Genomic DNA, 11,453 nt, shown 5'->3' with positions numbered 1-11,453 from the left:
GCCCGACTGGAGAAATGAGTCCGATGAAGATGTGGAAATATGTGGTGGCGCTGCTGGTGCCTGGTGTGATGGCCAGTGCCAGCCTGGCGCAGGTGCAGAGTGGCGCCACGGACAGCGCAGCCTCTGCCGAGCTGACAACTGCGCAGGCGACGCCTTGCGAAGGCGCGGTGATGTATGCGCTGGACAACTGGTACCAGGTGCAGCGCTGCGAAAGCGCGGGCTTTTTGCTGCCGGAAGACATTGCCCAGAGTAGCGCCGATTTTCTGGCCGCGCACCAGGGCATCGAGCAGGATGTGCGCAGCCAAAGCCCGCGCGCGCAGCAGGCGCTGGCCTTTGCCGGTACCAGCCCCTGGGACTGGAATGACCCGGGCAACCGTGGCACCCTGGAAAACCTCTGCCGCGACACCTTGCAGTCGCAAAAGCGCATGGTGAGCGAGCCCAGCTGGCGCGAATCACTGAGCTGCGCGCGCTGATAGAGCGCAGCGGGCAGGGCGCCCAAGCGCCAAACGCCCGCCTTTGTAGGGAAGCCTTGAGCAGCCTTTGATGCAAGGCTGCCCAGGCCGCCAGGGCCGGGGGATCCTCTGCAAAACCCTCGCCAAGCGGGATGGGCGCGGATCGGGATGAGCCGCAAGGCGTCTTTTGCAGTCAATAGCGAGCTATTGACAAGAAAGACAACACAGCGGATCGCCCGAGTCCGCGTTCAGACCACGGCAGGGAGTTTTGTAGAGGGTCCCTAGCCCAGGCGCACGTCGAAGTAGGCCTCTTCCACGCCAATCCCCTGAAAGCCCGCCTGCCGCGCCTTGTCAAAGGCCTTGAGCCAGGCGCGTGCCAGCACCTCTTGCTGGGCAGAGATCTCACCGCCTTCGGCGGCATCGGTGTAGGCGCTCAGGGCCTCCAGCATGTCCTGTTCATCGGGGAAAAACTTGCCGATCTCTCTGGCAAAGCGCGCTTCTGCGCGGTGCTTGAGGGCGGGATCAATGCCGTGGCAATCCTGCAGGCTGATGGCGATCGGGGTAGAGACTTCCATAGATTAGATGACTGTTTAAATATACAGTGTCTAGTATCTCTGCTAACTGTTTATTTGTACAGTTTTTTATCGCAGCAGTCGTTGGATGTGTGCATCGGCTGCGCTGCGCTGGCCACGCGGGTGGGCCGGCCTTGGGCCCAGCGGCCACCCGGGTTTGCGCAGCGCGTATACAATACGGGCCCCTTGTGCCTGGGAACGCCGCATTGTTCTTGGGCCACTTTTCGTAGCCATGGGTTCCCTCGCCCCCATTGACCAAAAAGGAATGTCATGAACTCCGCTCATGCCGTGCAGACCCCTGTCTCGCGCGTGCCCTTCTATCTCTCCTTGCTGGTGGCCTTCCATATCGCCATCGTCATTGCCAGCAACTACCTGGTGCAGCTGCCCATCTCGCTGTTGGGTTTTCACAGCACCTGGGGGGCCTTCAGCTTTCCCTTTATCTTCCTGGCCACCGATCTGACCGTGCGTCTCATTGGCAAGGCCGAGGCGCGCCGCGTCATCACCCGGGCCATGCTGCCAGCGCTGCTGGTGTCCTATATCGTTGGCGTCATCTTCCATGAAGGGCGCTTCAACGGCTGGGAGGCGCTGCAGACCTTCAACAGTTTTGTCTTCCGCATTGCGCTGGCCAGCTTTGCCGCCTATGTGCTGGGCCAGCTGCTCGACATCCAGGTGTTTGACCGCATCCGCCAAAAGAGCCATGCCTGGTGGATGGCACCCGCTGCCGCCTCGGTGTTTGGCCAGGCGCTCGATACCGCCGCTTTTTTCTCCATCGCCTTCTGGCGCAGTGCCGACCCCTTCATGGCCGCCAACTGGGTGGAGATTGCACTGGTGGACTATGTCATCAAGCTGGCCGTGAGCCTGCTGCTGTTTGTGCCTGCCTATGGCGTGGTGCTGGCCGCACTGGTGCGCTCGATGCGCATGCCGACGGCAGCGACGGCTGCGCCCTGACCGGCAGATCCGTTGGGCCGAGGGGCTGACGGGATGCTCGCCAAACAAAAGGCCGCCAGAATCAAATCTGGCGGCCTTTTGCATGGGCGCTTGCGTAGCTCAGGTCTGGCTTTGCAGGTAGTTGGGCAGGCCCATCATGTTGATCAGGCTGAGCTGCTTTTCCAGCCAGTAGGCATGGTCTTCTTCGGTATCGCGCAACTGGGCCAGCAGAATGTCGCGGCTCACATAGTCGCTGTGCTTCTCGCACAGTTCCATGCCCTGGCGCAGGCCGGCGCGCACTTCGTATTCGGTGTTCAGGTCCTTTTGCAGCATCTCGGGCACGGTCGCGCCGGGCGTGAATTCCTTGGGGCGCATGTCGGGGCGGCCGCCCAGCATCAGGATGCGGCGCAGCAGTGCGTCGGCATGCTGGGTCTCTTCCTGCATCTCATGGTCCAGGCGGGTGAACAGCTTGCTAAAGCCCTGGTCTTCGTAAATGCGCGAGTGGGCAAAGTACTGGTCGCGTGCGGCCAATTCGCCACGCAGCAGGTCCTTGAGGTAGTCGACGACGTCGGGATGGCCTTGCATGTTCTTGTTCTCGGGTGAGTTTGCGAAGCCTGCAGTATCGCGTGTCTGCGTGCGCTTGGTTGCGAAAGCAGCCAAATGCCCATGTAGCACCGCTCTGGATGCGGGCTGTAAGCAGATGCATTCGCATTGCCTATGCCGCCAGCGCGGAGGCGGGCAGGGGATGGGCCGCGATAGTTCTGGCAAGATCAGAGGTTTTGAAGGGAGCGAGCATGAACCCATCCGAAGCCTGGCAAGCGCAAGTGCACCCCATCGACCCGGCAGTGCGCGCCGACATCGAGGCCAAGCTGGCGCAGATCGAGATCGAGCACCAGGTGCGCATTCTGTTTGCCTGCGAGTCCGGCAGCCGGGGCTGGGGTTTTGCATCGCCCGACAGTGACTACGATGTGCGCTTCATCTATGCACCGCGCCTGCCCTGGTACCTGAGCGTGAGCGAGCAGCGCGATGTGATCGAGCTGCCTATCTCCGATGTCTTCGATGTCAACGGCTGGGAGCTGCGCAAGGCGCTGGGCCTGCTCAAAAAGGGCAATGCCACCTTGATCGAATGGTTTGATTCTCCCGTGGTCTACCAGGCCGATCCGCTGTTTGTGGCCGACATGCGCGCCGCCATCGAGCGCGTGCACCTGCCCGAGCGCACGCACTACCACTACCTGCACATGGCGCGCAAAAACTACCGCGAGTACCTGCAGGGCGAGACGGTGCGGCTCAAGAAATACCTCTATGTGCTGCGCCCGCTGCTGGCCTGCCTGTGGCTGGCCGAGGGCCGGGGCGTGGCGCCAATGCGCTTTCAGGATCTGGTTGATGGCACCGTCGTTGACCCGGCGGTGCTTGATGCGATTGCGGCGCTGCTGGTGGTCAAGCGCGCGGCCAAGGAGTCCGAGCATGGTGCTGCGATGCCGGTGCTCAATGCCTTTATCGAGACCACCTTGGAGCAGTTGGAGGCCGCCCCCGCGCCGCAGACACCGAGTGTGGACTTTGCGCCGCTCGATGACTTGCTGCTGCGCACCGTGCTGAGCGGCCACACGGCTTGATCAAGCGCCTTGCGCCACCGCCTGCACAGCCGATTGCAGGCTCAGCAGCAGCTTGTGCACCAAGGGGTTGTCCGGCTGGCTGCGCCAGACCGCCAGCAGCTCGGACTGCGGCTGCTCGCCCAAGAGCGGGATGAACACCACATCGGGCATGCCCACGCGCTGCAGCGCGGCGGGCACAATGGCCGCGCCCTGGCCCAGCGACACGAGCGACAGCACCGACAGCCAGTGCCGCACCTCATGCCGCACCTCGGGCGCAAAGCCATGGGCCATGCACATCTGGTAGATGCGCTGGTGGTAGAGCGGCGAGACGGCGCTGGAGAACAGCACCAGGCGCTCATGCTTGAGCTGCGCCAGATCGATCGCGGCATGGCCCGCCAGCGCATGCTGGCGCGGCAGGCAGGCCACAAAGGGCTCTTGCATCAGCAGCTGGCTGCGCAGGCCTTCGGGCAGCATCACCGAATGCACCAGGCCCATGTCCAGCTCGGCCTGCTGCAGGCCCAGCAGCTGCTCGGCGCTGTTGAGCTCGCGCATGTCGATGCGCACCTGCGGATGCGCGTTCTGAAAATGGGCCAGCGCCTGGGGCACGCCCCGGTACAGCGCCGAGCCGACAAAGCCCAGGCGCAGATGACCGCTGACGCCCTGGCCGACATCGCGCGTCTCCTGCGCTGCCTGCCCGGCCAGTGCCAGCAGCTGGCGGGCGCGCGGCAGCAGGTGGGCGCCGGCAGGGGTCAACCGCACGCCCTTGCTGCTGCGCTCAAACAGCGCGGCGCCAATTTCTTCTTCCAGCTGGCGGATGGCGACCGACAGCGGCGGCTGCGAGATGGACAGGCGCTGGGCCGCCCGGCTGAAGTGCAGCTCTTCGGCCAGCGTTGCAAAGTAGTTCAGCAGCCGCAGCTCCATGGGCACTCCTAACTATATTTAATACGTATCGATAAAGATTTTAATAATATTTGACGCGAATAGCAGCGGCTGCTGAAATGGCGCAAAACCCCGCGACCCGAGCGCGAACCCACGCACAAAACACGCGTAACTACGCGGGCCGGCAGCGCAGTCCCTCCCGGAGCACCTCGCTGCCAGCCCCGCCATCAGGAGACCCGCATGTCCGCACCGGACCCATCCCAGCGCAGCGCCATGGCGCAGGTGGCACAAGCCCATGCCCACCCCGTGCCCGATCGCCACGGCAGCAATTTCTACAGCACCGACCCGGCTTTGCAGCAGCTCTTGCAGCTCTACCTGCCCGCCGATCTGCTGGCCCATCTGCAGCCCTATCTGCAGCGCATGGGTGAGCTGGCCGGCGGCCGCATCGACGAGCTGGCCAGCATTGCCGACAAGAACCCGCCCACCCTGGAGCACCGCAGCCGCGCCGGTGAAGACCGCCAGCGCATCATCAAGCACCCGGCCTATGAAGAGCTCGAACGCATTGCCTATGGCGAGTTCGGCCTGCAGGCGATCTCGCACCGCGACGACATGCTGGGCTGGCAGGGCAAGATGCCGCCTATCGTCAAATATGCGCTGACCTATCTGTTTGTGCAGTCCGAGTTTGGCCTCTGCTGCCCCTTGTCGATGACCGATTCGCTCACGCGCACCTTGAAGAAGTTCGGAGCGCCAGAACTGGTCGCCAAGTACCTGCCGCAGCTGCTGTCGCTGGACTGGGACAGCCAGGCCCAGGGCGCCATGTTCATGACCGAGCAGGCCGCCGGCTCCGACATCTCCAACACCCAGACCCTGGCCCAGCCGCAGGCCGATGGCAGCTGGCGCGTGACGGGTGACAAGTGGTTCTGCTCCAACCCCGATGCCGAGTTTGCGATGGTGCTGGCCCGTGTCGAAGGCGCGCCCGCTGGCATGAAAGGCATCTCGCTCTTTTTGCTGCCGCGCACGCTCGATGATGGCAGCCAGAACCACTACCGCATCATTCGCCTCAAGGACAAGCTGGGCACTAAGTCGATGGCCAGCGGCGAGATCCGCATGGACGGCGCCACGGCCTACCTGATTGGCGAGCAGGGCCGGGGCTTTGTGCAGATGGCCGATATGGTCAACAACTCACGCCTGTCCAACGGCGTGCGCTCGGCCGGCATGATGCGCCGCGCTGTGGCTGAGGCCGAGTTTGTGGCCAGCGAGCGCGTGGCCTTTGGCAAGCGCCTGCAGGACATGCCGCTGATGCAGCGCCAACTGGACAAGCTGCGCGTGCCCGCTGAGCAGGCGCGGTCGATGGTGTTCCAGACCGCCCAGACCCTGATGCGCTCGGACGCAGGCGACAAGGAGGCCTATGCGCTGCTGCGCATCCTGACGCCGATGATCAAGTTCCGCGCCTGCCGCGATGCGCGCAAGGTGACCGGTGATGCGATGGAAGTGCGTGGAGGCTGCGGCTATATCGAGGAATGGACCGACCCGCGCCTGGTGCGCGATGCCCACCTGGGCTCCATCTGGGAAGGCACCAGCAATATCGTTGCGCTCGATGTCGTGCGCGCCATCCAGCGCGAAGGCTCGCTGCCGGTGTTGCAGGCCTATCTGCAAGGCCTGCTGGCGGACTGCCGCATCAGCGCAGGCTACCGCGATGCGCTGGAAGCCGCATTGGCCCGAGCCAGTGCGCTGGCCGAGCATGCCGCGCAAGACGGCGGCGCGGTGCTGGCCCGCCAGGCCGCCACCGGTCTGTACAACTGCACCACTGCGATTGCGATGGCCTGGGAAGCCGGCCAGATCGACTCGGCCGAGCGCCTGCGCCTGTCGCAACTGGTGCTGTTGCACCGGGTGCTGCCGCGTGATCCGCTGGCGAGCGACGCCATTCCGCAAGATTGGCTGGCCTGATTCGCAGATCCGCAGATCCGCAGACCGGCAGCAACACCCCCATCAACACGCAGGCAGCAGACCTGCACCCCTCAATACATGGAGACAAACATGCAAAAATTTTCCTTGAACGCGGCGGCGCTCGCCCTCGCTGGCCTGGCCGGGCTGGGTGGCGTGGGTGGCGTGGGTATGGCCTCGGCGCAAGCCGCTGACAAATTCCCTGACCGCCCGATCATGTTCACCGTGCCCTTCCCACCCGGTGGCCCCACCGATGCGATGGCCCGCATTCTGGCGACGGAGCTGACGCGCGAGCTGGGCCAGAGCGTGGTGGTGGAGAACCGCGCGGGCGCGGGCGGCAATATCGGCGCCGAGTATGTGGCGCGTGCCAAGCCCGATGGCTACACCATCATGTTCGGCACCTCGGGCCCGCTGGCGATCAACAAGAGCCTCTACAAGTCCATCAGCTACGACCCGCGCACCAGCTACGCGCCTGTCATCTATGTGGGCTACCTGCCCAATATCCTGGTGGTGAAGGCCAGCCTGCCGGCCGACAACGTGCAGGGCCTTATCGCGCTGGACAAGGCCCAGCCCGGCAAGCTCAATTTCGCGTCATCGGGCAATGGCGCTTCGTCGCACCTGGCTGGGGTCATGTTCAACAACCTCGCCGGCACCAAGCTGCAGCACATTCCCTACAAGGGCACGGGCCCGGCGCTCAATGATTTGCTGGCGGGACAGGTCGACATGAGCTTTACCGATATCCTCACGGCCATGCCCTATATCAAGGCTGGCAAGGTCAAGCCGCTGGGTGTGGCCACCGCGCGCCGCTCCAGCGCCTTGCCTGACATTCCCACCGTGGCCGAGCAGGGCATGGCCGGGTATGACGTGGGTGTTTTCTTCGGTGTCGTCGCCCCCAAGGGCACGCCGCCCGAGCGTGTGCAGGTGCTCAACCAGGCCTTCTCCAAGGCGCTGGATTCGGACAGTGTGAAAAAGGCCTTTGCCGCGCAGGGCCTGGAGGCATCACCGGACCGGTCGCCTGCCTACCTGGGGCGCTTTATCGGCACCGAAGTGGACAAATGGCAGGCAGTGGTGCAGCAGTCGGGTGTGACGCTGGACTGATCCAACGGAAAACGGAAAAACGGACCATGACAACAACACAGGCGGCCCAAGCAGGCGCTTTGCAGGGCATCAAGGTGCTCGATCTCTCGCGCATTCTGGGCGGGCCGCTGTGCGGCCAGATCCTGGGCGACCATGGCGCCGATGTGCTCAAGGTCGAGCCGCCGCAAGGTGACGATACGCGCAGCTGGGGCCCGCCGTTCCGCGATGGCGTGGCCTCGTACTACCTGGGTCTGAACCGCAACAAGCGCGTGCAGTTCATGGACCTGGCCAGCGCTGAAGGCCAGGCCCAGGTGCGCGCTTTGATGGCGCAGGCCGATGTGGTGGTCGAGAACTTCAAGACCGGCACGATGGAGAAATGGGGCATTGGCTACGCGCAGATGCAGCAGGAGTTTCCGCACCTGGTCTGGTGCCGCGTCACCGGCTTTGGTGCCGATGGCCCGCTGGGCAGCCTGCCGGGCTACGACGCGGCCATCCAGGCCATGGCCGGGCTGATGAGCATCAATGGCGAGGCCGACCGCGACCCGCTGCGTGTGGGCCTGCCGGTGGTCGACATGGTCACCGGCCTCAATGCCGTCATTGGTGTGCTGCTGGCGCTGCATGAGCGCAGCCGCAGCGGCCTGGGCCAGCTGGTCGATGCCTCGCTGTACGACGCGGGCATCTCGCTCTTGCACCCGCATGCCGCCAACTGGTTCATGAACGGCAAGATCCCCGGCCGCTCCGGCAATGCCCATCCCAACATCTACCCCTACGATGTGGTGAACACCGGCAAGGCGCCGATCTTTCTGGCCGTGGGCAATGACCGCCAGTTCCGCCTGATGTGCCAGCACCTGGGGCAGGAGGCCCTGGCCGATGACACGCGCTTTGCCACGGCCGGCCAGCGCTCGGTGAACCGCGATGTGCTCAAGCCGCTGCTTGAAAAAGCCTTTGCCGCGCATGACGGCGTGCAACTGGCCCAAGACCTGATGGCCATTGGCGTGCCTGCCGCGCCGGTGCTGAATGTGGAGCAGGCCTTGCAAGCCCCGCATACCGCGCACCGCGAGATGGTTGTGAAGATGGGCGACTACACCGGCCTGGGCGCCCCGGTCAAACTCAGCCGCACGCCCGCGTCCTACCGCTTTGCGCCGCTGACCGAAGGCACGGCGTTCTTGGATGCGGCCAACGACCACTGACCCGCACCATTCACCCGCGAAGGCCCATGTCTGCGTATTGCAGCATGGGCCATTTTTCTGAGCCAGGGACTGTGCTCAGTCCAGCAGGCGAATGCCCGTGCGCTGCACAAACTCCGCGTAGCTGAGGGGCTTGCCCGCCTTGGTCGATGGCTGGTTGTCCTGCAGATGCACCCAGCGCTGGCCGGTCGCTGGGTCGTAGACCATCTTGAACACGGCATCGGGCACCCAGACCTGGCCGTCGCCGATGGTGCGGTGCTGCTTGCCAAAAACCGGGCCGGTGATGACAAACACATCGCCCTTGGCGCGGCGGATATAGCGGCGCGTGTCCTGCTCGATCTGCGACCAGGGCTTGCCGTTTTGCGTCGGGTCCTGCGGCACCATATTGGCCAGCGAATAGCTTTGGGCCTTGCCGAACTTGGTGCTCATGTCACCGGCGGCAGCCATATGGCCACGGCTGAGGCCCGAGCGCCGGTAGTCCGACAGCTGCGCGCGTTCGCGCGCGGGCAGGCGGGCTTCTTCGTAGAACTTGTCGCTGCGCTTCAAGTCCTTGGCCTGGTCCAGCATGCGGGCATTGAGGCGCTGGGCCACAAAGATCGGCGTCTTGGTCTGGCCCGAATGCAGCACGGCAAACTCTTCAAAACACAAAGGACGCAATTGGCCGTAGGCACTGGTGCTGGGCGGCTTGCCCGAGAAGAACTGCGGGCAGTCATCAAAGCCTGCAGCCAGTGCAGGGGCGGCGGCGCACAGCAGCGCTGGCGCCAGGTAAACAGAGAGGCGGGAAAACATAAGCGCGCAAGTGTTGCACAAGATGGGCCCGCCGGGGACAAAGGCCGGGCAGGCCGTCGGCTATGCGGGCGGTGGATGGCGCTCGCTGCGATGCCTAATGGGCCGCTTCCTGCAAAAAGGTCCACAGCTGCAGCGCCTGGGGCGGCAGCTGGGCCGGGTCGCGGCAGGCCAGCACCAGCTGGCGCGCGGCCCAGTCGGCACTCAGCGGCCGCAGGCGCAGCCGGGCCTGGGGCCAGCGCAGGGTGGCGCATTCTGCAGCGGTGCGCGGCACCAGTGCAGCGCCCAGGCCCATCGCGACCCAGTCGCACAGGGCTTCGAGGTGCGGCGCCAGCGCGCGGTAGCGCAGCGCCACGCCCGCCTGCAGCGCCTGTGCGGCCATCAGCTGGTGCAGCGCATGCTGGGGCAGCAGGCCCAAGAGCGCAATGTCCTTGAGGTGGTGCAGCTGCACATCCTGGGGCAGGGCGGCCAAAAGGCGCGTTGTGCCCAGCAGCACCAGCGGGTCATCGCGCCAGACCTGGGTGTGCAGGCTGCCTGCAGGTACGGCGTTGGAGAGCACGCCCATATCAGCTTCGCCTGCCACCAGCGCGCGGGCAATCGCATCGCTGGTGCATTCGCGCAGCTCCAGGCGCAGCTGCGGGTTGGCCTGCATAAAGGCGCCCAGCGGCGCAATCAGGTGCTCGCTGATCGCCGAGGTATTGGCCAGCAGCTCGATGCGCGTCCCCAGGCCCTGGCCAAAGGCCTGCATGTCGCCAGCGAGCTGCTCCATCTGCAGCAGCATGCGGCGCGCATGGGGCAGCAGCACGGCCCCCGCCTCGGTTGCTGTGACCCCGCGCTTGCTGCGGTGGAGCAAGGGCGCGCCCAGCACCGTCTCCATGCCGCGAATGCGCTCGCTGGCCGATGCCAAGGTGATATGGCAGCGCTCGGCCCCCTGGGTGATGGTGCCGGACTCCAGCGTATGGACAAAAAGGCGCAGGTCTTGCAGGTCAAAGCGCATGGCGGGCGGGAAGCGGTGTCGTGGGGGGATGCGACATGGTAGCGGGCTGCTGCGATGCTGGCTATGGATTTTCCGTAGGGATGATTCGGAAGGCATCACCGCTCAAGGGATCGAGGCGCATTCCTATGGAAAAGAAGAATGCTTTGGCCTTGGTATGCGTCGAATGGCAGGAGAGCGCGCAGTGCATGCAGCTGGCGACCCTGAACCCTCTTGCGCTGGGGTATGCTACGGCGCATGGCTACTTCGTCTTCTGAAAGCAGTGTTGCCGGCACGGCAGCGTTTTCCAAGTTCATGCGCGTGCTGCAGCTGGTGGCAGATGGCAGCGAGCCGCTGGGCATTGCCGAGATGGCCAAGGCAACGGGTTTTCCGCGCCCGACGGTGCACCGCATTGTGGCGGCGCTGCAGGCCGAGCGCATGCTGGTGGAAGTGGGGAGCACGCGCTGCTGGACCCTGGGCCCGCGCCTGGTACAACTGGCCAGCCGCAGCTGGAGCCGCTCGGGCCTGCGCATGGCAGCGACCCAGGCGCTGCGTGATCTGCGCGATGCCACGCAGGAGACCATCCATTTCGCCGTGCCCTCGGGCCACAGCATGGTCTATATCGAAAAGTTGGAGAGCGACAGCGCCGTGCAGATGTCATCGCGCATTGGCACAAGCGTAAACCTCTACTCCACCGCCGTGGGCAAGGCCTACCTGGCCGCGCTGCCGCCCGGCGATGCCCGTGCGCTGATGGCCGAGCTGAGCTATGCGCCGCTGACGGCGCAGACGGTGGGCGATGCGCAGGCGCTGCAGCAGCAGGTGGACGCGGTGCGCCAACGCGGCTGGTCCACCGATGCGCAAGAAAATGAAGAGGGCATTTACTGCTTTGGCGCGGCGGTGCTGGGGCCGGACGGCAGCCCCGTGGCCGCCATCAGCGTCAGCACCTTGCTGTTCCGCCAGCGCGAAGATGTGCAGGCCGCCTATATCCAGCCGCTGCTGCGCACCTGCCGCGCGATTGCCCAGCAGCTGGCGCAAAACCCCAATCTGGTGCATGGCTGATAGTT

General features: G+C 64.8%; 13 protein-coding genes. 8 read left to right on the top strand and 5 right to left on the bottom strand.

What is annotated here, in order from left to right; genetic code table 11:
- Window positions 1–23: 23 nt before the first annotated feature.
- Window positions 24–473 carry a hypothetical protein gene (locus WH265_RS04965; protein WP_312990330.1) on the top strand — a complete coding sequence of 150 codons (450 nt, stop codon included), beginning with the start codon at window positions 24–26 and terminating at the stop codon, window positions 471–473.
- Window positions 474–733: 260 nt separating this feature from the next.
- On the opposite strand, the gene WH265_RS04960 is transcribed toward WH265_RS04965, so the two are convergent.
- Window positions 734–1,027, bottom strand: coding sequence for a hypothetical protein (locus WH265_RS04960; protein ID WP_208301112.1), 294 nt, complete (start codon window positions 1,025–1,027; stop codon window positions 734–736).
- 267 nt (window positions 1,028–1,294) lie between these two features.
- Between WH265_RS04960 and WH265_RS04955 the strand changes: the two genes are divergently transcribed.
- Complete coding sequence (locus tag WH265_RS04955) at window positions 1,295–1,972, top strand: 7-cyano-7-deazaguanine/7-aminomethyl-7-deazaguanine transporter (protein ID WP_339557550.1); 678 nt, start codon at window positions 1,295–1,297, stop codon at window positions 1,970–1,972.
- Window positions 1,973–2,071: 99 nt separating this feature from the next.
- Here the strand turns inward: WH265_RS04955 and bfr are convergent, their stop codons facing one another.
- Entirely contained in the window at window positions 2,072–2,536 is a 465-nt protein-coding gene (gene bfr, locus WH265_RS04950) for a bacterioferritin (RefSeq protein WP_339557548.1), read from the bottom strand.
- Between the two features lie 209 nt (window positions 2,537–2,745).
- On the opposite strand from bfr, the gene WH265_RS04945 reads away from it, so the two are divergent.
- Complete coding sequence (locus WH265_RS04945) at window positions 2,746–3,564, top strand: nucleotidyltransferase domain-containing protein (RefSeq protein ID WP_339557547.1); 819 nt, start codon at window positions 2,746–2,748, stop codon at window positions 3,562–3,564.
- Here the strand turns inward: WH265_RS04945 and WH265_RS04940 are convergent, their stop codons facing one another.
- A complete protein-coding gene (locus WH265_RS04940) occupies window positions 3,565–4,464 on the bottom strand; it encodes a LysR family transcriptional regulator (protein ID WP_339557546.1) in 900 nt (299 codons plus the stop codon).
- A 198-nt stretch (window positions 4,465–4,662) separates the two neighbouring features.
- On the opposite strand from WH265_RS04940, the gene WH265_RS04935 reads away from it, so the two are divergent.
- From WH265_RS04935 to WH265_RS04925, 3 genes are all read left to right on the top strand, one after another.
- Window positions 4,663–6,369: an acyl-CoA dehydrogenase family protein gene (locus WH265_RS04935; protein ID WP_339557545.1), complete on the top strand. Its 1,707-nt coding sequence runs from the start codon at window positions 4,663–4,665 to the stop codon at window positions 6,367–6,369.
- A gap of 90 nt (window positions 6,370–6,459) precedes the next feature.
- Complete coding sequence (locus WH265_RS04930) at window positions 6,460–7,464, top strand: Bug family tripartite tricarboxylate transporter substrate binding protein (RefSeq protein WP_445228487.1); 1,005 nt, start codon at window positions 6,460–6,462, stop codon at window positions 7,462–7,464.
- Between the two features lie 26 nt (window positions 7,465–7,490).
- On the top strand, window positions 7,491–8,633 hold the full coding sequence (locus WH265_RS04925; RefSeq protein ID WP_339557544.1) for a CaiB/BaiF CoA transferase family protein: 1,143 nt from the start codon (window positions 7,491–7,493) through the stop codon (window positions 8,631–8,633).
- Window positions 8,634–8,708: 75 nt separating this feature from the next.
- Here the strand turns inward: WH265_RS04925 and WH265_RS04920 are convergent, their stop codons facing one another.
- Window positions 8,709–9,419: a DNA/RNA non-specific endonuclease gene (locus tag WH265_RS04920; RefSeq protein ID WP_339557542.1), complete on the bottom strand. Its 711-nt coding sequence runs from the start codon at window positions 9,417–9,419 to the stop codon at window positions 8,709–8,711.
- Between the two features lie 94 nt (window positions 9,420–9,513).
- The gene (locus WH265_RS04915) at window positions 9,514–10,413 is read right to left on the bottom strand and encodes a LysR family transcriptional regulator (protein ID WP_339557540.1); all 900 of its coding nucleotides are present in this window, start codon (window positions 10,411–10,413) and stop codon (window positions 9,514–9,516) included.
- A 125-nt stretch (window positions 10,414–10,538) separates the two neighbouring features.
- Here WH265_RS04915 and WH265_RS04910 point away from each other — a divergent pair, with 125 nt between their 5' ends.
- Window positions 10,539–10,667, top strand: a complete 129-nt coding sequence (locus WH265_RS04910; protein WP_339557538.1) for a hypothetical protein — start codon at window positions 10,539–10,541, stop codon at window positions 10,665–10,667.
- Complete coding sequence (locus WH265_RS04905) at window positions 10,648–11,448, top strand: IclR family transcriptional regulator (protein WP_339557536.1); 801 nt, start codon at window positions 10,648–10,650, stop codon at window positions 11,446–11,448. The genes WH265_RS04910 and WH265_RS04905 overlap by 20 nt, the downstream gene beginning before the upstream one ends.
- Window positions 11,449–11,453: the final 5 nt, after the last annotated feature.

Origin of the sequence: Comamonas sp. MYb396 (genome assembly GCF_037479555.1) — a bacterium.
GTDB lineage: Bacteria > Pseudomonadota > Gammaproteobacteria > Burkholderiales > Burkholderiaceae_C > Comamonas.
This window is presented reverse-complemented; position numbering and strand designations above follow the sequence as displayed.